This window comes from Bradyrhizobium sp. Ai1a-2 (assembly GCF_000426245.1).
Classification (GTDB): domain Bacteria; phylum Pseudomonadota; class Alphaproteobacteria; order Rhizobiales; family Xanthobacteraceae; genus Bradyrhizobium.
On the sequence record NZ_AUEZ01000016.1, the window covers coordinates 87,068 to 109,162 of the forward strand.

A 22,095-nucleotide genomic window follows, 5' to 3' on the forward strand; every position below is an offset into this window, starting at 1 on the left:
CCCATGACTGCTGTAGCGTCGATCGCGTCGTGTGGGTTGACATGGATCATCCCGACAAGCGCGGTTCCCGGTACCAGGAAACTTCATCGCAACGTATCATTGCAGCGGCATGCATAGGAAATCCTCCGATCCGACGATGCACGAGGCACACCGGCAAACGGCGGCGGAGACGGTGGCCGCCCTGCATACGGATGCCGCGCGCGGCCTGAGCAGTGCGGAGGCCGCCCGGCGCCTTGCGCGCGATGGGCGGAACGAACTGGATACGGTGCCACCGCGTCCGGAATGGCTGAAGTTCCTCGATCAGTTCACCGACGTGCTGGTGCTTCTCTTGATCGCGGCGGCGGTTATCTCGATCGCGATCTGGCTGAATGAGCACGAAACCGCGCTGCCTTACGAGGCCATCGCGATCCTTGCCATCGTCCTGCTCAACGCGCTCATGGGCTACATCCAGGAGGCCCGGGCGGAGCGCGCCGCAGCCGCGTTGCGTGAGATGTCCGCCGCGCACTCGAACGTAGTCCGCGATGGCGAGCGGCGCAACATCCCGGCGGCCGAGCTGGTGCCGGGCGACATCATCGTCATTGCGGAAGGCGATACCATTCCGGCCGACGCCCGGCTGATCGAAACTGCCGCGCTGCAGACGGCGGAAGCCGCGCTCACCGGCGAAAGCCTGCCGGTGAGCAAGCACGTCGCGCCCGTGGCTGAAAAGGCCGAGCTGGGCGACTGGCACAACATGATCTTCAGCGGGACCATCGCGGTCTATGGGCATGGCCGCGCTGTGGTCACCGCCACGGGGATGCAGACCCAGATGGGCCGGATCGCCGGCATGCTGCGTGAGGCGCCGCAGGAGACCACGCCGCTGCAGCGGGAGCTTGCGCGCGTCGGCAAGATGCTTGCGATCACGGTCGTGTTGATTGCAGTGGCCATGATCGGCACGATCTTTCTCGTCAGCGACATCCACGGCTTCTCCCAGATTTTCGCGGTGCTGCTGCTCGGCGTGGCGCTGGCCGTCGCAGCGGTTCCGGAAGGATTGCCGGCGGTGGTCACCGCCGTGCTGTCCATCGGCATGCAGCGGATGGCGAAGAAGAACGCTATCATCCGCCGTCTCGCCGCGGTGGAAGCGCTCGGCTCGGCGACCGTCATCGCATCCGACAAGACCGGCACCTTGACCAGGAACGAGATGACCGTGCGCCGGGTCGTGACGGCGAGCGGCTGCACCAATCTCTCCGGCACCGGCTATGCGCCGGAAGGAGACGTGCATCTCGTCGGCGATGCGTCGGACAGGAACGCGTTGCAATTCGAGCTCGAACGCACGCTGACGGCGGCCGAGCGCGCCAACAACGCGATACTGCAGGAGCGCGACGGCGCCTGGATCGTGCAGGGCGATCCGACCGAAGGCGCATTGATCGTGGCTGCCTGCAAGGCCGGCCTGCTTCCTGCCGCGCTTGACCAGCGCTTCGCCCGGATCGGCGAGATTCCGTTCTCGTCCGAGCGTAAACTGATGAGCACGGTGCATACGGACACCGAGCGGCGCGACCGCCTGATTGCGGTGACCAAGGGTGCGCCCGATGTCCTGCTCGCGCGCTGCACCCACGAACTCGTCGGACCGGACGCAGTCGCGCTCACCGCCGCGCGCAAGTCTGAGATCATGGCGAGCAATGATGCGCTTGCCGAGGAAGCGTTGCGGACGCTTGGCGTCGCCTTCCGCTCGCTGCCCGCGGAAAGGTCGCAGCGTGATGCATTCGACGAGAATGTGGAGCAGGACCTCGTCTTTCTCGGCCTGATCGGCATGATCGATCCGCCGCGCCAGGAAGCGCGCGATGCGGTCGCACGCTGCCGGGTAGCGGGCATCCGCCCTATCATGATTACGGGCGATCATCCCAAGACTGCGGCGATCATCGCCGCCGAGCTCGGCATCATCACATCAGGTCAACGCGCGGTTTCCGGCGCCGAGTTCGAGGCCATGACGGAGGAAGAACTCGACCGCACCGTGCAGGAGGTCTCGGTCTATGCGCGCGTCAATCCCAGTCACAAGCTGCGCATCGTGCGGGCGCTGCAGCGGGCAGGGGAAACCGTGGCGATGACCGGGGACGGCGTCAACGACGCCCCGGCGCTGAAGGCGGCCGACATTGGCGTCGCGATGGGAATTGCCGGCACCGACGTCTCCAAGGAGGCGGCCGATATGGTCCTCGCCGACGACAATTTTGTCACCATCGTCGCCGCGGTCGAGGAGGGACGCGCGATCTTCGCCAATATCCGCAAATTCCTGCGCTATCTGCTGTCGTCGAATATCGGTGAGGTCTTGACGATGTTCTTCGGCGTCGTGCTCGCGGACAGCATCGGACTTTCCGCCGCCGGCGGTGTCGTCGTGCTCCCGCTGCTGGCGACGCAGATCCTCTGGATCAACCTGGTGACCGACGGCGCGCCCGCGCTCGCTGTCGCGGTCGACCCGGCGGACCCGGCCATCATGCAGCGCCCGCCGCGCCCGCGCGATGAGGGCGTCATGACGCGGCACATGTGGGGCGGGATTTTCCTGGTCGGGATCATCATGGCATCAGGCACGTTGCTGGTGCTGGACGCCTCGCTTCCGGGCGGCCTGATCGAAGGCTCGGGCACGATCGCCTATGGGCGAACCATGGCCTTCACGACGCTGGTGCTGTTTCAGCTTTTCAATGTGTTCAACGCGCGCTCCGACGAACTCAGCGCATTCCACGGGCTCTTCACCAATGCCTGGCTCTGGGCAGCGGTGGTGCTTTCGCTCCTGCTGCACGCATTCGTGATCTATACGCCCTTCCTCCAGGAGGCATTTTCGACCGTCAGCCTGAGCGCCGGTGACTGGCTGTTCTGTGCGGCGGTCGCAAGCTCGGTGTTGTGGCTGTGTGAACTGAGCAAGGTTGCGATACGGGGAATCGGCGGCCCTTCCAGCCCCAGCTTGGCGCCCCGATAGCCGCCAAACACGCAATGTAGCCGCAATCCAACGGCTCTATGGAACCCGGTGAACTTGAATTGCCTGGGTCAGGGTGGTGCGGATACTTCTGGTTGAGGACGAAGACGAGATGGCGTCGGCCTTGTCTGCGGTCCTGAAACGCTACGACATGCTGGCCGACCGGGCGACCTCGCTGCTGGAGGCCGCGGAGATCATGGTGGCGGGCGCCTATGACGCGATCCTGCTCGACCGTAACCTGCCCGACGGCGACGGTATCAGCTTGATCCCTAAGCTCCGCGCCAAGGCGATCCCGACCCCGGTGATCGTGCTGACGGCGCGGGGCGAATTGTCGGACCGCGTCACCGGCCTCGACACCGGCGCCGACGACTATCTGGCCAAACCGTTCGCGGTCGAGGAATTGCTGGCGCGGCTGCGCGCGGTGTGGCGGCGGCCCGCCGACCTGCAGCCCGATATCGTCAGGCTCGGGCGGCTGAGCTTCAATCTGAACCATTGCGAGGCCGAGGTCGACGGCCGCCTCCTGGAATTACCGCGCCGCGAGTTGCTGGTGCTGCAAACCCTGATGCGGCGGATGGGGCGCACGGTGGTGCGCTCTTCACTCGAGGCCGCGGTCTATTCGCTCGATGAAGAGGTGCAGTCGAATGCGCTGGACACGCATGTCTCGCGCCTGCGCCGCAAGCTCACCGAGGCCGGCGCCGGCGTCGAGATCCACGGCATCCGCGGCGTCGGCTATCTCCTGAGGGCGGCATCATGACGGCGATGAACACGGCGTCGTTGCGGTCGCGCCTGATCCGCCGATTGATCCCGCTGCATGCGGTGCTGCTCGTCGCTCTTGTTGTTTTGGTCATTGCAACTCTGTGGGCGTCCGGTTGCGTATATCGACGCGACGAGGGACGCGGCATCGACGTGCTGCGCGACGCGGTGGCGCGCAGCGCCGACGGAACGCTTGTCCTGCACGAGACGCCGGCGCTGAAGGAGCTGCGCGGCGATACGCGTAATTTGTGGTTCGTGATCCACGACAAGTCCGGCCATTCGCTCTCCGAGGGCAACGTGCCGCCGGAGTTTTCCCGTCTCGGCGGCGCGCTCGGCGATGTCGATGGCGAAACTCGTAGCTGGGATCGCGCCCGTGACGATTCGCGTCGTATCAGCGGGCAGATGAAAGTGGTTGAGACCGCAGCAGGCCCGGTGCAGATCATCGTCACCAGCGAGATCAGGATCTCGGATGCGCAGTCGCTGCTGCAGATCACGCTAGCTTTCTTCGGGCTGATGTTGCCCGGCTTTGCCCTGATGGCGCTGACGACGCTGGTGGCGACCCCGCTCGTGGTGCGAAACGCGCTCGCGGGCCTCGACGAAGCGGCGCATCAGGCCGGCGAAATCGACATCGACAAGCGCGGCGCCAGGCTCCCGGTCGGCGCGGTCCCGACCGAGATCGCGCCGCTGGTGACCGCCGTCAACGATGCGCTCGGACGGCTCGACGAAGGCTATGAGCGGCACCGGCGCTTTCTGGCTGACGCCGCGCACGAATTGCGGACGCCGATCGCGATCCTCACCACGCGCCTCGAAGGCCTGCCGCAGAGCACGGAGAAAGCGCGCCTGATCGAGGACGTCTCGCGGCTTTCGACGCTGACCGAGCAGTTGCTCGATCTGCAGCGGCTCGAGCAGCGGCTGGTGCAATCGTCCGCCATCGATCTTGCAGCTCTCTGCGCGCAGGTGATCGCCGATCTCGCGCCGCTGGCGATCGCGGCCGGCTATGAGATCTCGTTGCAGCATGAGGGCGCGCGCATCGAGGTGTGGGGCGATCGGGGCGCGCTCGAACGCGCCGTCGTCAATCTGGTGCAGAATGCGATCCAGCATGGCGGCCATCGCGGCGCCATCGTCGTTGCCGTCAGCGCGCCGGCGACGGTCGAAGTCCGCGACCAGGGCCCCGGCATTCCGGCTGCCGAGCGCGAGCGCATCTTCGAGCCGTTCCACCGCCTGCAGCCGCGGCATCGCGGCGCGGGCCTCGGCCTCAACCTCGTGCGCGAGATCATCCATCTGCATCGCGGCGAGGTCAGCGTCACCGAACGAAGCGGCCACGGCGCCTGCTTCCGCATCTCGCTGCCGCCGATGGTGCTCCCCGCTTTGGGCTGAGGGATCTGTAGCCCGGGTGAAGCGAAGCGCAACCCGGGACATCTGCATCAACATCGACGACCGTCCCCGGGTTACGCTGACGCTCCACCCGGGCTACGGCATTTTTCATGTGGCCACATCATCTCCTCGCAACACGCAATGCTGTTGCAATGCCGCGCGTGGATGGTGAGCGCGTCTTGATCCGAATCGCATCTGGGGCTTGCGGCACGGCGCCGGGACAATGCGCTGATTATTGCAAGGTCATGGACTCATGTCTCACGATGCCACATCGTTTTTTCTCTCCTGGCTGTTCAACCCGCGCCGTGTCGGCGCGGTCGCCCCATCCGGCAATGCGCTCGCCGAACTGATCACCCGCGAGATTACGTCGTCATCCGGCCCCGTCATCGAGCTCGGCGCAGGCACCGGCGTCTTCACCTACAAGCTGCTGCAGAAGGGAATCAGGCAGCAGGATCTCACCATCGTCGAATACGGATCCGAATTCGTCCAGGTCCTGCAATTGCGCTTTCCCGGCGCGCGCGTGCTGTGGATGGATGCGGCGCGGCTCGGCACGGTGAAGCTCGCCGATGACGGTTCGGTCGGTGCGATCGTGAGCGGCTTGCCGTTGCTCACGATGTCGCCGCGCAAGGTGCTGTCGATCCTGAGCGGCGCGTTTCGCTATGTGCGTCCGAACGGCGCGTTCTATCAGTTCACCTATGGACCGAGGGCGCCGATCCCGCGGCCGATCCTCGATCGGCTCGGGCTCAAAGCCACGCTGGTCGGGCGCACCATGAGCAACCTGCCGCCGGCCTCCGTCTATCGGCTGGTGCGGCGCGCGCCCTCGCGCTTCTCCGCGCTGCGTTCCGGCGCGATCGAGGATCAGTCGCAGCTCGACGATCTCGGGCTGCGACCCCGATTGACAGTCGTTCCTCAGGTACTCGAGCCGGGCTAGAGCTTTGGTTCTGACAGAGTCAGAACCGAAGCTCTAGATTCTTGTTCTGACGCGTTTTCTTCACGCGAACCGGTGTCCCACTTCGCTCGAAAACGCTCTGTTGCTCACGCGGCGCGGATGTTGGCGAGGAAGCCGTCGACCTTGCCTCGCAGCATCGCGGCCTGCCTGTTGAGCTCTTCCGCCGAATCCAGCACCTTGCCCGCGGCCGTGCCGGTGTCGCCCGCGGCGCGGGTGACGCCGCCGATATTGCTGGAGACCGCGCTGGTTCCGTGCGCGGCTTCCTGCACGTTGCGGGCGATCTCCCTGGTGGCCGAGCCCTGCTGCTCGACCGCCGCCGCAATCACGGTGGTGATCTCGTTGATCCCGCCGATCGTGCCGCCGATGCCCTCGATCGCCTGCACGGCGTCCGTCGTCGCGCCCTGCATCGCCGCGACCTGCGCGGAAATCTCCTCGGTCGCCTTCGCGGTCTGGCTCGCCAGCGATTTGACTTCGCTGGCCACCACCGCAAAGCCGCGTCCGGCCTCGCCGGCGCGCGCCGCCTCGATCGTGGCGTTCAGCGCCAGGAGGTTGGTCTGGCTCGCGATATCGCTGATGAGCTTGATCACGTCGCCGATCTTCTGCGCCGCCGCCGAGAGGCCTTGCACCGTCACATTGGTGCGGTTGGCCTCGTCCACCGCCTGCTGGGCCACGCGGGTCGACTCCGCGACCTGGCGTCCGATCTCGGAGACGGAAGACGACAATTCTTCCGTCGCAGCAGCAACAGTCTGCACGTTGGCGGACGCCTGTTCGGCGACGGAGGACACCGTCGTCGCCTGCCGGCTCGCTTCCGAGGCCGCGCCGGACATGCTGTTCGAGGTCGTGCGCAGGTCGACGGCTGCGCCCGCGAGCGCATCGAGCGAGCTGCGGACGCTGTTCTCGAATTCGTCGGCCATCTTGCCGAGCAGGCTGATCCGCTCGGCTTCCGCCTGATTCTTCATATCGTCCTGTTCGCCGCGCAGCCGCGCCGCATCGATCATGTTGTTCTTGAACACCTGGACCGACTGCGCCATCGCGCCAACTTCGTCGCGGCGCTCCTGCGCGGGGATCTCGGTGTCGGTCGCGCCGTCGGCGATCTTGCGCATGGCGGCGGTCATGCCGGTGATCGGGCGGACAATGCTGCGTCCGACGAGGAAGCACATGCCGGCGACGAGCAGCAATGCGACGGCGAGGATCGATCCGATCCAGCGCGCCTCCGACCAGAAGATCGCATCGATGTCGTCGAGATAGACGCCGCCGCCGATAGCCCAGCCATAGGGTTTGAATTCGGTCGCATAGGAGATTTTCGGCACCGGCTCGCCGCCGGCCGCGCGGGAAAAGCGGTACAGCACGAAGCCGCCGCCCTGCGGCGCCATCTCGACCTGCCGGCGGGTGAAGTACACGCCGTCCGTGTCAGGCGTATCCATCAGGTTCTTGCCCTCGACCTTCGGATTCGGATGCGACTCGACGACGCCTTGCTTGCCCAGGGCATAGAAATAGTCGTCCTTGCCGAAGCGCAGCGTGCGCAGCAGCGCCTTGCTTCGCTCGAGGACTTGCGCGTCGGAGAGGCCGGCCTTCTTGGCGGCCTCGTAGTCCTGCTCCACCGTCTGCCTCGCGAGCAGGACCACATCCTGCAGCTTGGCTTTCCGATCTTCGAGCAGATTATTCTTCAGCGCCTGCAGGCTGACAAAGGCCACAGTGACGATGCCGAGCACCGAAACTCCGACCATGATCATCAGTTTGGAGGAAATTCTGAGATTGCCGAGCATCGCACACCTATTCTGGAGCTTTCGGCGGCTTCGGCCGCCGATGGTTCCGAACGGATTAATGCGAATTGGTGAAATTGCCCCTAACGGGATACAGCTGCAGTACCTTCCCGATGCGGCCGGTCACCTCCTCGGATACTGTAAATCCAAGCCTCACGCCTTTCGCGGCGAGCACAGCGCGGGACCGTAAAGCGCAACGAAGCCGATGAAGGCGATCGCCCAGGCGGCGCCGGCCGCCGTCAGCAGCGGGATCATGTGCGCCGGTTCGAGCGAGGCGCAGATGCGTGCGAGCGCGGCGATGACGATCGCGGCATAGATCACCTGCGTTCCTGCGGAGGCCTGCAGCGCCTGGCCGGTATGGCCGAGGGTGGCGCGCGTCATCACCGCGAGCGTCATCGCGCCGATGGCGCCGCCGGTCCAGGCATGGATGCCGGCGCCCACCGGAACGAGGTCGATCGCAGCCAGTCCGGTCAGGAGGAAGCCCACCGGTATGAAGGCGTAGGCCAGGTGCAGGATCAGCACCAGGCGGTCGGACACGGTCCGGTATCCGGCCCAGCGGGCAAGCCGGATCGAATGGAAGACGCCGGCGGGCAGCAGCAGCGCCGCGGTGAGCCAGCCCGACGGCATCGCGACCCAGGCCAGCAGCGCGACGCCGCCGAGCGCGACCGTGATGCTGTCGAAGCGGCTGAACGGCGCCGGCATCTGGCCGGCGGATTGGCGCGCGAGCCAGTTGCGCGTGAAGCTCGGAACGATGCGGCCGCCGATCAGCGTAACCAGCATGATCACAAGCCCGATCGCAAACCGCGTCGAATAATCGGCAAGGCCGTTGAAATGCGCCTCGATATGGAAGGCGACATTGGCGAGCGAGAGCAGCGAGACCAGCGCCACGACCGGGAGGTTACTCCACTTGCGTCCCGCCACAATCTCGCGCGCCGCCGCCAAAGCGAGCAGCGTGAGGAACGCGACGTCGATCACAGCCGCCAGCGCCCATCCGATCGATGCCGAGAGGAAGATCGCGATCCGGCCGGCGATCCAGGTCGAGACCAGCGTCGCCAGCGAATTGCCTTGCAGCGGCAATCGCCCGGTCCAGTTCGGCACCGCGGTCAACAGGAAGCCGGCGATCACCGCGCTGACATAGCCGAACAGCATCTCGTGCACATGCCAGTCGCGCGGCGAGAATGCCGTGGTCAGCGCCAGATGGCCTTCATACACCGGGAGCCAGATCAGGATCATCGCGCCGGCATAGGCCGAGCCGAGCAGGAAGAACGGCCGGAAGCCGTAAGAGAGCACGGCCGGCCCCTGGTACTGGCGCAATCTTGGGATCGACATGGCTGCCATCCGCTCGTTTAGAGCATGATCCGGAAAAGTGGATACCGGTTTTCCGAAAAGATCATGCGCAAACAAAAAGATAGAGCGGGATGATTATTCGAAGAAAAATCATCCCGCTCTGGTTATTGTTACTTTCCCGCCTCGGCGGTCCTGCCGGCCTTGCGCCGAGCGAACAGCTTGGCGAGGGCCCAGTGCTCGATCCGGGTGGCGGCGAGCCCGGCCATGGCCAGCATGGTGGCTGTTGCCAGAAGCATCGTCTCGCGCATGTTAACCTCCTCGAAACCCTGTTGGCGTGTGTGTATTGAACGGTAGCGTTCCGAGGCCCTGCGCGGTTTGCGTCAGGACAACGTTCCGGAGGATTGTAGGCAACGGGCCTCCGGTTCCGCCCCTAGTTGCCTCGTGGGGCCTCGGGTTCTAGGTTCCACGCCACCGGTTTCGTACGAAGAGAGCACCATGCCGCCCGTGGACCGATCGGTTGTGGCCGACGTCGCGCTGTTCGCCGGGCTTGGCCCGGCCGAGCTCGACGAAGTGCTGCGGGAAGCGCGCTCCATCCGGTATCCGAAGGACAGCGCGGTTTTTCATCAGGGCGCGGAGGCCGATGCGTTCTTCGTGCTATTGCACGGCCATCTCCGCGTCGAGAAGACCACGCCGCAGGGACAGCAGATCGTCGTCCGCTACGTCTCGCCGGGCGAGATTTTTGGCGTGGCGCAGGCGTTGGCGCTGAAGCATTATCCGGCGACGGCCGTGGCTGCGGTCGAGAGTATCGCGCTGTGCTGGCCATCGGCGGCGTGGCCGCGCCTGACCGCGAAATTCCCGAGCCTCGCGGCGAAGGCGCTGCAGACGGTCGGCAGCCGGCTGCAGGATACGCAGGCCCGGGTCATGGAGCTGTCGAGCGAGCAGGTCAAGCAGCGCGTCGCGCACGCGCTGCTTCGCCTGGCGAAGCAGGCCGGCCGCAGGATCGAGACCGGCGTCGAGATTGATTTTCCGATCAGCCGTCAGGACGTCGCCGAGATGACCGGCACCACGCTGCACACGGTGAGCCGTATCCTGAGCGCATGGGAGCAGCAGGGCCTCGTCGAAGGCGGCCGCCAGCGCATCGTGCTGCGTGACCCTCACAAATTGTTCGCGCTGGCCGAAGGCCGCATTCCCTCCGCAAGGTCCTGACGGACGTCGATCGCGCCGCACCTGCGTGACCGATGTCGTTCTCCACCCCGGAACCAGTGGTTGTGCCGCCGGTGTGCCACCCGCGATCTTGGGTTCCGCCTCATTGTCGAACGGTGTCCGTCCGCGTTTTGTTGATTCTCTAGGGGCTGGCAGGCCGGGCGGGCCGATCGGCTTGCCCGGCGTGCGGTAGCCCATTACTCAGTGGGCTTGTTGAGATCCAATGTTGCATCCAGTCCGAGCAGCCGGGCGCGCTCTTTCCGCTCTTCGGCCAGAAGACCCAGTTCACGCTCGAGCGAACGCGCTACCTCTTCCTGCGCCGATTTACGGCGCCTGCTGTTTTCATGAAGTCGTGGCGTTTGAGTAGTCACACAAGGTCCCCGTGTCATCAATCCGTCATGGAGGTGATGGCATGGACGATTGCGTCATCCAAAATCAAATACTTTTTAGTGACTAAGTGCAGACACCGTCCCAATGCCGACAAAGTATTCATGCAGCGAACATTGCTAACAGTCGATTGAAGAGGCGGTCGGTATTTTTTGAAGCAGGCTCGGGATTTCTTGAAGTAGGATTGGGTGTCACCGGTTCTCGGCGAATGGCCGTGACATCATTTCAATTACCCACGACCGACGAAAACAATGGCGCCGGCGCACGCGCCCCGCAGTCGCCGGATGAGACCAATGAAAAGCAGAAGTCCCAACGCTGCCCCCTACATCGTGACCGCTCTGGTGCTTGCCGCCGCGATCTGGACCGCCTTCGGATCGCCGCACCGCGAACTGCCCGTCACGAAGCAATTGGCCCACAGCAGCGTGATGCCGTGACCAAGCCTGGCTTTGGAAGCTCACGGCATTTGCGGCCGTTTCGCACGGCGCTCTCTCTCCCGCTCGCTGCCCGACGGGCAAATCAGCAATAAGTCTGTCCAGCCCGTCTCGCAAAAATATTCCGCTTTCGCCGTCGGGCAAATCATCGCTATGACTCCGCGCGTCTCACGGCGGATGAGGGGCGGCTCGCGATCGTCACGGACGTTGCGGTGAGATGCGGTGGACGCGATGCGTGCGACTGACGAGCGCATGTAACGCGGACGGCGAAGTCGTGTGGTCCTGGCGCCCCGACGCTGGCGCTAAGTCCTGAGGGATGGATGACGGTGGCAAAAGAGCCCGGTCACCGGGGAGAGCACGAAATAAGCCGTAAACCATCGCGCAGGGAAAGCCGGAATGCTTCGGTTGAACCTGTGGTCCTACCCCCGTGCTTTTTGTTGCACGGGGCCCACGGGTGCAACCAGCACCCGGCTTTCCCTGCGCCCTCTGATATCGACGAGGGTGAAACGAGACGCAAACCTCGGACGCAAAGCGTCGCGAGAACGCAAACTCATATCCGCTGTTTGAATCAGACGTAGGATGGGTAGAGCGAAGCGAAACCCATCATTGGCGCCGCCCGCTCCATCGCGATGGGTTTCGCTGCGCTCTACCCATCCTACGGACGTGCTGTTTGAAATTTGAATCAGCATCGACCCCGTCGCAATGACGTGGATCGAGTAGCACACTCCAACCTATCCCCTCACCCTGAAGAGGTCGCGTAGCGACCGTCTCGAAGGGCGAGGCCACCGGCGGGGCCTCATGGCTCTCCGAGCGATGTGAAGCATCGTCCGGAGACGCGCTGCGCGCTCCTCACCATGAGGGTCTAGCAGCGAGACTAAGCGCGTTATTGCTCCGCTCGCAATGGCGGTTGCGCCGAGCCACCTTGCGCCAATCTACCTAACCACTGGCACCGATATTGCGCTACGCTACCCTTGCCAACCACAACAAAAAAGCGAAACGCCCGTCATGCCTGTCTTTCCCGCTGCGACCACCGTCCTCGATTCCGTCCTGTTCCGCGACGCCTTCGGCACGTCGGCGATGCGCGAGGTCTTTTCTGACCTGCGTCTGATCGCGCGCTATGCCGAGGTCGAGGTTGCACTGGCAAAAGCCGAGGCGCGCTGCGGCGTCATTCCGCAGCAGGCCGCGGACGAGATCGCGAAGCGTACCGATGTCGCGGCGCTCGATTTCGACGTGCTGCGAGAGGAGACCGACATCGTCGGCTATCCGATCCTGCCGCTGGTGCATCAGCTCGCGAAGCAATGCGGCGAAGCCGGCCGTTACGTGCATTGGGGCGCAACCACGCAGGACATCATGGACACCGCCGTGGTCCTGCAATTGCGCGACGGCCTTGATATCATCGAAGACGACATCACCGCCTTGCGCGGCATCCTCGCCGATCTCTCCCGCCGCTATCGCGATACGCCGATGGCGGGCCGCACTCATCTGCAGCAGGCGCTTCCCGTCACCTTCGGCTACAAGGCCGCGATCTGGCTTGCGGCGTTCGACCGCCACGCCGAACGGCTGGCGCAGCTTAAGCCGCGGGTGCTGGTGGGTCAGTTCGCCGGCGCCGCCGGCACGCTCGCCTCGCTCGGCGGCAAGGGATTCGAGGTGCAGCAGGCGCTGTGCAAGGAACTCGGCCTCGGCGTTCCCGTTGCCACCTGGCATGTCGCGCGCGACGGATTTGCGGAGGCCGTGAACTTCCTGGCGCTCGTCACTGGTTCCCTCGGCAAGATCGCGCTCGACATCATGATCATGGCCTCGACCGAATTCGCCGAGGTCTACGAGCCCTTCGTGAAGGGCCGCGGCGCCTCTTCGACCATGCCGCAGAAGCGCAACCCGATCTCCTCGGAACTGATGCTGGCGGTAGCGAAGGCGGTACGCCAGCACGCAGGGCTGATGCTGGACGCAATGGTGCAGGATTTCGAGCGCGCCACCGGCCCCTGGCATGCCGAATGGATGGCGATTCCCGAAAGTTTCGTGCTGACCGCGGGCAGCCTGCACCAGGCAAAATTCGCGCTCGGCGGACTAATCGTCGATGAGAAGAAAATGGCAGACAATCTCGACATCAGCCGCGGGCTGATCGTCGCGGAGGCCGTGATGATGGGGCTCGCGCCCGAAATCGGCCGCCAGGAAGCGCACGACGTCGTCTATGATGCCTGCCGCGTCGCCAACGATAAAAGCATGACGCTGGCGGATGCGCTCTCGGCCGATCCGCGGGTCTCGACCCGCATCGACCGGGGGACGATCGAGCGGCTGACATCACCGAAAAATTATCTCGGGCTTGCACCCGACATGGTGGACCGGGTGCTGTCCTCGGTGAAACGTTGAAGCGCCTGCGCCGGTCGCCTATCTCTATTCCAGGCACTAATTCCAAGGATCCCGAATGACCGCATCGCAACGCAACCTTTCCGCCGCAATCGATCCCGACAAGCTCGACCGCCTCGCCGAAGTCGCCATCAGGATCGGGCTCGGATTGCAGCCGGGACAGGATCTGCTCCTGACCGCGCCGTCGTCGGCGCTGCCGCTGGTGCGGCGGCTCGCGGTGCATGCCTACAAGGCCGGTGCCGGCCTGGTTACGCCGATCCTCTCCGACGAAGAGGTCACGCTGGCGCGCTATCGCCATGGCCACAGCGAAAGCTTCGATCGCGCGGCGAACTGGCTCTATCAGGGCATGGCCAAGGCGTTCTCCGCCAACACCGCGCGGCTAGCGGTGGTCGGCGACAACCCGATGCTGTTGTCGGGCGAGGATCCGACCAAGGTCGCGCGCGCCAGCAAGGCCAATTCGGTCGCCTACCAGCCGGCGCTGGAGAAGATCGTCAATTTCGACGTCAACTGGAACATTATCGCCTATCCTAGCGCGTCCTGGGCCAAGCAGGTTTTTCCTGACGATCCGCTCGAGACCGCGGTGGCGAAACTCGCGGATGCGATCTTTGCCGCATCCCGCGTCGACCAGGACGGCGCGGTCGCCGCATGGGAGAAGCATAACGCGGTGTTGCGCGAGCGGACCCAATGGCTGAACGGCCAGCGCTTCCATGCGCTGCACTATACCGGACCCGGCACCGATCTCACGATCGGGCTCGCCGACGGTCATGAATGGGAAGGCGGCGCCTCGACGGCCAAGAACGGCGTCACCTGCAACGCCAACATCCCGACGGAAGAGGTTTTCACCACCCCGCATTGCCGCCGCGTCAGCGGTCACGTCGTGAGCTCGAAGCCGCTGTCCTACCAGGGCACCTTGATCGACAACATCCAGGTCAGGTTCGAGGAAGGGCGGATCGTCGAAGCCAGGGCGTCGTGCGGCGAAGAGGTGCTGAGGAAGGTGCTCGACACCGACGAGGGCGCGCGCCGCCTCGGCGAGGTCGCGCTGGTGCCGCACTCCTCACCGATCTCGAAGAGCGGCTTGCTGTTCTTCAACACGCTGTTCGACGAGAACGCCGCCTCGCACATCGCGCTCGGCCAGTGCTACTCGAAATGCTTCATCGACGGCGACAAGCTGACGCCGCAGCAGATCGCGGCGCAAGGCGGCAACCAGAGCCTGATCCATATCGACTGGATGATCGGCTCAGGCCAGACCGATATCGACGGCGTCAGGACCGACGGCAGCCGCGTGCCGGTCTTCCGCAAGGGCGAGTGGGCCTAGCCGAGCACTCTCCCTCTCCCCGTCCTTACGGGGAGAGGGTCGGGGTGAGGGGCTCTCTCCGCAGACACAATGACAGCGATCCTCGCGGAGGCTCCCCCTCACCCGAAATTCAAGCGGAGCTTGAATTTCGACCTCTCCCCGCAAGCGGGGCGAGGTGAACTCCGACTACACGCCGTCGAGGATGATCACGGTCGGCGTCGAGGGCAGCGTGTCGCGCGAAATCCGGAGCGTCCGTCCGCTGCGCTGGTCGATCTCGAACTGCTGGCCGATCAGGCGCATGAATTCGTCGAGCGGGGTCGCGAAGCGGTGCATCGGCAGGATCACGGCGGCGCGCAACCGCTTGGTGATTTCGGAGACGCCGGAAAGCGACATGGTGAAGGTGCCGTCGATCGGCACCATCACGATGTCGAGCCGGCCGATCGCCGCGAAATGGCTCTCGTCGAGCTTGTGATGCAAATGGCCGAGATGGCCGATGCAGAGACCGGCGACCTCGAAGATGAAGATCGAGTTGCCGTCCTTGATCATGTCGCCACCGGAATCGTCGCCATAGTAGCGGCGGATGTCGGTAGTGACATTGCGGATGAAGACGTCGCCGATCCGCATCGCGTAGTGCGCGGGCTGTCCGTTCTCGCCCCAGCCTTGCAGCACATGCGGGATCTTCGGGTCGGGAAACAGCGTGTAATGCGTGCTGTGGGCCCGGTTCATGGTGACGACATCGGGCAGGCGGCCGGTGCGGTAAGCGCCATTGTAATCGGTCGCGATCCGGATGCCGCCGGGGGTATCGATGTAGTAGGTGGAATGCCCGGCATAGGTGATCGCGACCTCGTCGGCCTTGGCGACGCGGCGCAGGCTGACCGGCGTGGCGCGCGGCGGCGCGTTGGCCATCGCCAGGCATTCGCTGCGCTGGGCGTCCTGCCCATGGGCCGCGATGCTGAGGAAGCCGAGCAGGGCAAAGGCGGCGAAGATCGATCGCAACATGGGCAGGGTCCGTCGACGGTGACGTCGCACCACTCTATCGCCAAATCCCGCAGCCGTCATCGGACTTGCTGGCGCAGCCTATGTCCGTCATTGCGAGCGGAGCGAAGCAATCCATACCTCCACGCGCGACGCGATGGATTGCTTCACTTCGCTCGCAATGAGGTCAGTACGTCACTCGCGCCGCGGGCTGATCTTCCAGGTCGTGGCGAGCACCATCAGTGTCATCGCGCCGGTGATGATGGCCGCAATCGGCATCGCGAGCGCGAGCGCCGATGTCGCCGCCCAGCCGATCGAGCAGAAGGCTTCCGCGAAAGTGGCGACGCGCGAGGAGGTCTGGCGGCGGCGGAACTGGCTGCGCTTGGCCTGCACGCGGAACCAGAGCTGGATCGCGGCCGCCGAGATCGTGGCGGTAATCACGCCGAGCGCGGTGACGACTGCCTGCAGCATCGAGGCAAAGGCCAGCGCGATGACGAACGGTGCGACCACGAGTGCGATCGAAAGCAGCACCACTTCGATCTTGGCGCGGATCACCTGGGATGGCGACAGCGGCGCGGTCGCGACCAGATCGGCAGCGTCTTCGCCCGATATCGTCAGCCAGGCGAGGCCGCCGGCAAGCTGGCCCGCCGCCATCACGATGACAGGCGTGATCAGCATCAGGCCGGCCGAGCCATCGGAAAAGCTCCGCCACAGCATCAGCGCCGGCGGTGCGAGGTAGAGCAATTGCATCAGGCTTTGCGACAGCAGCCAGGGATCGCGCCGCAGCAGCACGAATTCTTTCCAGCGCAGCGCCTGCTGGCGCGAGCCGCGCTGGAATGTCTGGACCTTCGCCTTTCGGCTGGCCATCGCCGGGTTCGCCGAGATGCTGATGATCGTATCAGCAAAGCGCGGCGAGAAGATCGTCACCACTATCCCGAGCAGCACCAGGCTGAAGGCGAGCAGGAGCAGCAGCGGCGCGCCGTCGCCGAGCGTGGCGCGGGCCGGCCACCACAGCAGGCTGCTGGTGTCAGGCGCGAAACTGGCCACCGTATCGGAGGTCAGCACGGCGAAGCGGGACAGGGTGCCGTAAGAGAGGATCGCGGCGATCTGCAGCGCGATCACGAAGCCGGCCCCGATGATCGCGGCCAACACCTGCGCCACCAGCCGGGTGCGGCGCGGGCCGATCAGGCGGAACAGCGCCACGGTGAGGGCGGTGGCAACCGCCGCGGCCGAAAGGCCAATCGCGATGACGACGCCAAAGGCGGCAAGCCAGCGCGGTCCGCCGCCGATCACCAGCACGTCGATGAAGGGCGTCGCGAACAACAGCGCCATGCCGGTGACCTGCAGCGCGATCGCGGCAATGCGGACCGAGAAGATGTTGGTGAGCCGGACCGGCGACGACATGATCAAATCGAGGTCGGCGCGGGCGTAAAACACCCGCGTCACCGATTCGACCGCCTGCGAGAGCATCAGCGCCCATGCGAGGAAGATCGTCGACGACAACACGATCAGCGCCGACTTGTCGAGCGGCAGCGTCAGGTTGGCAAAACGGCCGACCACCGCATAGGCCGGCAGATGCAGGATGGCGGCGAAAACGACGAGGCCGATCACCGCGCGTTTGTGCCGGCGCCGTCCGCCCGTCATCATCTCCAGCCATTCGCGCCAGGCGAGCCGGATCTCGTGCCGGGCGAACCAGGTGAGATCGGCGGCCGAACTCATGCAGCGGCTGCCTCTGTGTCGACGAGGGCGATGAAGACATCTTCGAGACTGGTGTCGCCTCGGCCATTCCGCTGGCGCAGTTCCGCAAGCGTGCCTTCGGCCACGAGCCTGCCCTTGGCGATGACGCCGATGCGGTCGGCCATCCGCTCGGCGACTTCAAGGATGTGCGTGGTCATGATCACGGTTGAGCCGGCGCGCACGCGTTCCTGCAACAGCCCCTTGACGTGGCGGGCGGAGAGTGCGTCGAGGCCGGTCAAGGGCTCGTCGAGGATGATCAGGCTGGGGTCGTGGACCAGCGCGCCGGCCAGCGCCACCTTCTGGCGCATGCCCTTGGAAAATCCCTCGCAGCGTTCGTGCAGATGCGGTTCGAGCCCGAGCGAGACGAGGAGGTCCTGGGCTGACCGTTCGGAATGCTGGGGATCGATGCCCCAGAGGCCGGCGACGAATTCGAGATATTCGAGGGGGGTGAGCTTGTCGTAGATCATCGGCTCATCCGATACCCAGGCCATGATCTGCTTGGCGGCGATCGGATCGGCGAGGGCATCGATGCCGAAGATCGACACCGCGCCGGCGTCGGGCCTGAGCAGGCCGGCGACCATCCGCAGCGTTGTGGTCTTGCCGGCGCCGTTCGGTCCGAGCAGCGCGTAGAACTCGCCGGCCCGCACGGTGAGATCGAGCGCGTCGACCGCCGGCCGGTCGAAACGCTTGGTTAACCCTCGCACTCCGAGTGCTGGCGAAACGGGCGTCATGATGCGGGGACGGTCCAGGTTGATGTCTGGTTGCGGACCATGGGCCGAAAAGCGTTTCGGCGCGGTGAATCGCAAGCCGCAAATCGCGGGCAATGCCGGAGAACGGCGGGCTGCGGCATTTCTGCGCAATTATGCCAGGCGGCGGGCACAGCGCTTGGTTGACTTTGGTTCATGCTTTGCGCTCAAATCGCCGCCGGACACAGGCAGCTTCCAGCGCTCCCGAAAAGAGGAGGGCGGACGCGGGATGCGACGAGCGATCGCCAAGAATCGCCGTGCATCGGGGAGGGAAAGCGATGCTGGACTTCGTTCAGCAGCTCGTCAGCGGCATTGCGCTCGGCTGCGTCTACGGCCTGATCGCGCTTGGCTTCGTGCTGGTTTACAAGGCAACCGAGGTCGTCAATTTCGCCCAGGGCGATCTGATGATGCTGGGCGGCTTCTTCGCCTTCACCTTCATCGGCATGCTCGGCCTCAATTACTGGATCGGCTTCGCCGGCGCGGTGGCTGCGATGGCGCTGTTCGGTATGCTGGCGGAGCGGCTGGTGGTGCGGCCGATCCTCGGCTATCCCCAGTTCTCCATCATCATGGCGACCATCGGGCTCGGTTATTTCCTGCGCTCGGTCGCCGGCATCATCTGGGGCACCGACGATTTCAAGATCGAGACGCCGTTCAGCCAGGGCGTCCTGCGCATCGGCAGCCTCGTGCTCGCCTACGACAAGCTGTCGGTGATCGCGGCGACGATCATCCTGTGCGCGCTGCTCTATCTGTTCTTCAACCGCACCACGCTCGGCACCGCGATGCGGGCGAGCTCGGAGAACATGCTGGCGGCCTATTACATGGGCATTCCCGTCAAGCGCGTGGTCTCGATCGTGTGGGCGATCTCGGCGGCTGTCGCCACCTGCGCCGGCGTGCTGCTGGCGCCGATCACCTTCATCCATTCCAATGTCGGCCTGGTGCTGGGATTGAAGGCGTTTCCGGCCGCCGTCCTCGGCGGCTTCGGATCGATCCCCGGCGCGGTGGTCGGTGGCGTGCTGATCGGGGTGATCGAGAGCATGGCGGGCTTCTACCTGCCGCAGGGGTGGAAGGACGTCGCGCCCTACATCGTGCTGCTCGCGGTGCTCTTGCTGAAGCCCGAAGGCCTGTTCGGCCTTCATGTGCGCAAGAAGGTTTGAGCGGCATGCGGTTCCTGTTCAAGACCGACTACGAAGACGACATCAAGCTGTTCCCGCATTCGGGTTACGTCTTCTCCTACGGCCTGTTGCTGGCGCTGCTCCTGATCGCGCCCCACGTGCTGTCGAGCTATCTGATGAGCCAGCTCGTCTTCGTCTGCATCTATGCGACAGTCGGCGTGGGCCTCTTGATCCTCACCGGCTTCACGGGGCAGGCGTCGCTGGGGCACGCGGCGTTTCTCGCCATCGGCGCCTACACAGCTGCCTATCTGCAGCAGTTCAACGTGCCATTTCCGGTCTATTTCCTGGCCGCAGGGCTGTTGACCGGCGTGGTCGGCGCGCTCGTCGGATTTCCGGCGCTGCGGCTGCAGGGCATCTATCTCGTCATCGCCACCATCTCCTTTGCCTTCATCGTCGAGGAGATCCTGGCGCGCTGGGAGAGCGTGACCCATGGCAATGAGGGCATGCGGGTCAAGACGCTCTATTTCCTCGGCACCGCGGTGCCGCGCGACGGGCCGACCTTCTACTATCTCTGCCTCGCGGTGCTGGTGCTGACCATCGTCGGTTCGCTGAATCTGCTGCGCTCGCCGACCGGCCGCGCCTTCGTTGCGATCCGCGACAGCGAGACGGCGGCCCGCAGCATGGGCATCAACGTCTCGCTCTACAAGGTGAAGTCGTTTGCGATCAGCGCCGCCATCACCGGCTTTGCCGGCGTCTTGTTCGCGCACAAGCTTTCCTTCATCAGCCCGGAAATGTTCACGCTGCAGCTCTCGATCGAGTTCATCATCGTGATCCTGATCGGCGGCACCTTCAGCCTGCATGGTGCGGTGCTAGGGGCGATCTTCCTGGTGATGATCGATCCGTTCCTGACTTACTTAAAGGACGACATGCCCGGCGTGATCGCAGGCCTCGCCGCGACCCTGGGCGCCGGCACCGAGCGCGCCGCGCATATCCAGGATGCAGTCGCGGCCTTTGCCTCCGCCAACGGCCTCAAGGGGGCGATCTACGGCATCATCATCGTGCTGTTCGTGCTGTTCGAGCCGCTCGGCCTTTACGGCCGCTGGCTGAAGATAAAGCTCTTCTTCCAGCTCTTTCCGCTCTACAAGCGCGCCACCTTCAAGCGGCAGAAGATCTACGTGAAATCGGAGCGGAACCGATGAGCTATTTCCGCGCCGACAATCTCTCGCTTCATTTCGGCGGCCTCAAGGCAGTCGATGCCGTGAGCTTCGCGGTCGAGAAGGGCGAGATTCTCTCGATCATCGGGCCGAACGGCGCGGGAAAAAGCTCGATCTTCAACCTGATCTCGCGCATCTATCCGCCGACCTCGGGAAAGATCTTCTTCGAGGACCAGGACATCACCGAGCAGCCGGCCTACGACATCGCCAAGCTCGGCATTGCCCGCACCTTTCAGAACATCGAACTGTTCGAGAATGCGACGGTGCTGAACAATCTCCTGGTCGGCCGTCATCGCCATTCCACCACGCAGCTCTGGCAGGAACTATTGTTCCTGCCGAGCGTGCGCGCGACAGAGAAGGTGCATCGCCGCCGCGTCGAACAGGTGATCGAATTCCTCGATCTCGAGCCTTACCGCGACAAGCTGATCTCCGGGCTTCCTTACGGTGTGCGCAAGGTGATCGAACTGGCCCGTGCGCTGTGCTCGGAGCCGAAGCTGATCCTGCTCGACGAGCCGTCGTCGGGGCTGAATGTGGAAGAGACCGACGACATGTCGTTCTGGATCCGCGACATGAAATCCGAGCTCGGCATTACCGTCCTGATGGTCGAGCACGATATGACATTGGTGAACCGCGTCTCCGATCGCGTCATCGCGCTGAACTATGGCCGGGTGCTGGCGATGGGCTCGCCTGCGGACGTGCAGCAGCATCCCGACGTCGTCGCGGCCTATCTCGGAGCGTGATGCCATGATCGCCACCGTCGTGCCCGAGACCATCCTGAAGCTCAGCAACATCGAGAGCTATTACGGGCCGATCATGGCGATCCGCGGCATCAGCCTGGAAGTGCCGCGCGGCAGGATCGTCACGCTGCTGGGCGCCAACGGCGCCGGCAAGACCACGGTGCTGAAGACGATCTCCGGCATCCTCGATCCGCAGAAGGGCTCGATCGAATTTCTGGGCAAGCCGATCCAGCGCATGGAGGCGGACAAGATCGTGCGGCTGGGCTTGAGCCATGTGCCGGAAGGGCGCGAGGTGTTTCCGTTCCTGTCGGTGCGCGAGAACCTGATGATGGGCGCTTATCCGCGAAAGGACCGCGACGGCGTCGCCGAGGATTTGAACCGCGTCTACGGCTATTTCCCGCGGCTGAAGGAGCGGATCGATCAGCCGGCCGGCCAGCTCTCCGGCGGCGAGCAGCAGATGCTCGCGATCGGGCGGGCGCTGATGAACCGGCCGACGCTGCTTCTCCTGGACGAACCATCGCTCGGGCTGTCACCGATCCTGGTGAAGGAGATCTTCACCATCATCCGCCGGGTCAATGAAGAGCAGGGCATGTCGATCCTGCTGGTCGAGCAGAACGCCAAGGTCGCGCTGGAGACGGCGCACTACGGCTATGTGCTGGAGATCGGCCGCATCGTGATGAACGACACCTGCGAACGGCTGATGCATTCCAAGGATATCCAGGAATTCTATCTCGGCGCCAAGGAGGCGGGTGCGCGGGGGGAGCGACGTTGGAAAAAGAAGAAAACATGGCGTTGAGAGGGACTTGGCGATAGATTGAAGGCCTGTCG

18 protein-coding genes are annotated in these 22,095 nt (G+C 64.6%); 12 read left to right on the forward strand and 6 right to left on the reverse strand.

The features are described 5' to 3' along the window. Nucleotides 1-136 precede the first annotated feature (136 nt). The 4 genes from K288_RS45450 (at nt 137) to K288_RS0113680 (ending at nt 5,999) form a co-directional block, all read left to right on the forward strand. Nucleotides 137-2,944 (forward strand): cation-translocating P-type ATPase, encoded by a 2,808-nt coding sequence (locus K288_RS45450; RefSeq protein ID WP_244443142.1) that lies wholly within the window; start codon nt 137-139, stop codon nt 2,942-2,944. Between the two features lie 76 nt (nt 2,945-3,020). Continuing rightward, nucleotides 3,021-3,695, forward strand: coding sequence for a response regulator transcription factor (locus K288_RS0113670; protein WP_027580064.1), 675 nt, complete (start codon nt 3,021-3,023; stop codon nt 3,693-3,695). Next, nucleotides 3,692-5,071, forward strand: a complete 1,380-nt coding sequence (locus tag K288_RS0113675) for a HAMP domain-containing sensor histidine kinase (protein ID WP_027580065.1) — start codon at nt 3,692-3,694, stop codon at nt 5,069-5,071. The genes K288_RS0113670 and K288_RS0113675 overlap by 4 nt, the downstream gene beginning before the upstream one ends. Nucleotides 5,072-5,321: 250 nt before the next feature. Further along, a complete protein-coding gene (locus tag K288_RS0113680) occupies nt 5,322-5,999 on the forward strand; it encodes a methyltransferase domain-containing protein (RefSeq protein ID WP_027580066.1) in 678 nt (225 codons plus the stop codon). A 104-nt stretch (nt 6,000-6,103) separates the two neighbouring features. On the opposite strand, the gene K288_RS0113685 is transcribed toward K288_RS0113680, so the two are convergent. From K288_RS0113685 to K288_RS53615, 3 genes are all read right to left on the reverse strand, one after another. Further along, nucleotides 6,104-7,783 (reverse strand): cache domain-containing protein, encoded by a 1,680-nt coding sequence (locus K288_RS0113685; protein ID WP_027580067.1) that lies wholly within the window; start codon nt 7,781-7,783, stop codon nt 6,104-6,106. A gap of 150 nt (nt 7,784-7,933) precedes the next feature. Further along, nucleotides 7,934-9,118: an NnrS family protein gene (locus tag K288_RS0113690; protein WP_027580068.1), complete on the reverse strand. Its 1,185-nt coding sequence runs from the start codon at nt 9,116-9,118 to the stop codon at nt 7,934-7,936. A 119-nt stretch (nt 9,119-9,237) separates the two neighbouring features. After that, nucleotides 9,238-9,375 carry a hypothetical protein gene (locus tag K288_RS53615; RefSeq protein WP_160168969.1) on the reverse strand — a complete coding sequence of 46 codons (138 nt, stop codon included), beginning with the start codon at nt 9,373-9,375 and terminating at the stop codon, nt 9,238-9,240. A 187-nt stretch (nt 9,376-9,562) separates the two neighbouring features. Between K288_RS53615 and K288_RS0113700 the strand changes: the two genes are divergently transcribed. From K288_RS0113700 to K288_RS0113715, 4 genes are all read left to right on the forward strand, one after another. Next, nucleotides 9,563-10,273 (forward strand): Crp/Fnr family transcriptional regulator, encoded by a 711-nt coding sequence (locus K288_RS0113700; protein ID WP_027580069.1) that lies wholly within the window; start codon nt 9,563-9,565, stop codon nt 10,271-10,273. A 677-nt stretch (nt 10,274-10,950) separates the two neighbouring features. Further along, entirely contained in the window at nt 10,951-11,091 is a 141-nt protein-coding gene (locus tag K288_RS53620) for a hypothetical protein (RefSeq protein ID WP_160168970.1), read from the forward strand. A 1,002-nt stretch (nt 11,092-12,093) separates the two neighbouring features. Beyond that, complete coding sequence (gene pcaB, locus K288_RS0113710) at nt 12,094-13,455, forward strand: 3-carboxy-cis,cis-muconate cycloisomerase (RefSeq protein WP_027580071.1); 1,362 nt, start codon at nt 12,094-12,096, stop codon at nt 13,453-13,455. A gap of 55 nt (nt 13,456-13,510) precedes the next feature. Beyond that, nucleotides 13,511-14,767, forward strand: coding sequence for an aminopeptidase (locus K288_RS0113715; RefSeq protein WP_027580072.1), 1,257 nt, complete (start codon nt 13,511-13,513; stop codon nt 14,765-14,767). Between the two features lie 165 nt (nt 14,768-14,932). Here the strand turns inward: K288_RS0113715 and K288_RS0113720 are convergent, their stop codons facing one another. From K288_RS0113720 to K288_RS0113730, 3 genes are all read right to left on the reverse strand, one after another. Beyond that, on the reverse strand, nt 14,933-15,745 hold the full coding sequence (locus K288_RS0113720) for an MBL fold metallo-hydrolase (protein ID WP_027580073.1): 813 nt from the start codon (nt 15,743-15,745) through the stop codon (nt 14,933-14,935). Between the two features lie 171 nt (nt 15,746-15,916). Then, entirely contained in the window at nt 15,917-17,440 is a 1,524-nt protein-coding gene (locus K288_RS0113725; protein ID WP_027580074.1) for a hypothetical protein, read from the reverse strand. After that, nucleotides 17,437-18,189 carry an ABC transporter ATP-binding protein gene (locus K288_RS0113730; protein ID WP_027580075.1) on the reverse strand — a complete coding sequence of 251 codons (753 nt, stop codon included), beginning with the start codon at nt 18,187-18,189 and terminating at the stop codon, nt 17,437-17,439. Before K288_RS0113730 ends, K288_RS0113725 begins: the two co-directional genes overlap by 4 nt. Nucleotides 18,190-18,482: 293 nt before the next feature. Here K288_RS0113730 and K288_RS0113735 point away from each other — a divergent pair, with 293 nt between their 5' ends. The 4 genes from K288_RS0113735 to K288_RS0113750 are packed head-to-tail and all read left to right on the forward strand — an operon-like array spanning nt 18,483 to nt 22,063. Then, entirely contained in the window at nt 18,483-19,358 is an 876-nt protein-coding gene (locus K288_RS0113735; RefSeq protein ID WP_027580076.1) for a branched-chain amino acid ABC transporter permease, read from the forward strand. A gap of 5 nt (nt 19,359-19,363) precedes the next feature. Continuing rightward, entirely contained in the window at nt 19,364-20,515 is a 1,152-nt protein-coding gene (locus tag K288_RS0113740; RefSeq protein ID WP_027580077.1) for a branched-chain amino acid ABC transporter permease, read from the forward strand. Further along, nucleotides 20,512-21,270: an ABC transporter ATP-binding protein gene (locus K288_RS0113745; protein ID WP_027580078.1), complete on the forward strand. Its 759-nt coding sequence runs from the start codon at nt 20,512-20,514 to the stop codon at nt 21,268-21,270. The genes K288_RS0113740 and K288_RS0113745 overlap by 4 nt, the downstream gene beginning before the upstream one ends. 4 nt (nt 21,271-21,274) lie before the next feature. Then, the gene (locus K288_RS0113750; RefSeq protein ID WP_027580079.1) at nt 21,275-22,063 is read left to right on the forward strand and encodes an ABC transporter ATP-binding protein; all 789 of its coding nucleotides are present in this window, start codon (nt 21,275-21,277) and stop codon (nt 22,061-22,063) included. Nucleotides 22,064-22,095 lie beyond the last annotated feature (32 nt).

Coding starts and splice junctions, on each gene's coding strand:
- K288_RS0113680 (WP_027580066.1), top strand. CDS start 5,322: ATGTCTCACGATGCCACATCGTTTTTTCTCTCCTGGCTGTTCAACCCG.
- K288_RS0113725 (WP_027580074.1), bottom strand. CDS start 17,440: ATGAGTTCGGCCGCCGATCTCACCTGGTTCGCCCGGCACGAGATCCGG.
- K288_RS0113700 (WP_027580069.1), top strand. CDS start 9,563: ATGCCGCCCGTGGACCGATCGGTTGTGGCCGACGTCGCGCTGTTCGCC.
- K288_RS0113750 (WP_027580079.1), top strand. CDS start 21,275: ATGATCGCCACCGTCGTGCCCGAGACCATCCTGAAGCTCAGCAACATC.
- K288_RS45450 (WP_244443142.1), top strand. CDS start 137: ATGCACGAGGCACACCGGCAAACGGCGGCGGAGACGGTGGCCGCCCTG.
- K288_RS0113730 (WP_027580075.1), bottom strand. CDS start 18,189: ATGACGCCCGTTTCGCCAGCACTCGGAGTGCGAGGGTTAACCAAGCGT.
- K288_RS0113715 (WP_027580072.1), top strand. CDS start 13,511: ATGACCGCATCGCAACGCAACCTTTCCGCCGCAATCGATCCCGACAAG.
- K288_RS0113720 (WP_027580073.1), bottom strand. CDS start 15,745: ATGTTGCGATCGATCTTCGCCGCCTTTGCCCTGCTCGGCTTCCTCAGC.
- K288_RS0113735 (WP_027580076.1), top strand. CDS start 18,483: ATGCTGGACTTCGTTCAGCAGCTCGTCAGCGGCATTGCGCTCGGCTGC.
- pcaB (WP_027580071.1), top strand. CDS start 12,094: ATGCCTGTCTTTCCCGCTGCGACCACCGTCCTCGATTCCGTCCTGTTC.
- K288_RS0113685 (WP_027580067.1), bottom strand. CDS start 7,783: ATGCTCGGCAATCTCAGAATTTCCTCCAAACTGATGATCATGGTCGGA.
- K288_RS0113740 (WP_027580077.1), top strand. CDS start 19,364: ATGCGGTTCCTGTTCAAGACCGACTACGAAGACGACATCAAGCTGTTC.
- K288_RS53615 (WP_160168969.1), bottom strand. CDS start 9,375: ATGCGCGAGACGATGCTTCTGGCAACAGCCACCATGCTGGCCATGGCC.
- K288_RS0113745 (WP_027580078.1), top strand. CDS start 20,512: ATGAGCTATTTCCGCGCCGACAATCTCTCGCTTCATTTCGGCGGCCTC.
- K288_RS0113675 (WP_027580065.1), top strand. CDS start 3,692: ATGACGGCGATGAACACGGCGTCGTTGCGGTCGCGCCTGATCCGCCGA.
- K288_RS0113690 (WP_027580068.1), bottom strand. CDS start 9,118: ATGGCAGCCATGTCGATCCCAAGATTGCGCCAGTACCAGGGGCCGGCC.
- K288_RS53620 (WP_160168970.1), top strand. CDS start 10,951: ATGAAAAGCAGAAGTCCCAACGCTGCCCCCTACATCGTGACCGCTCTG.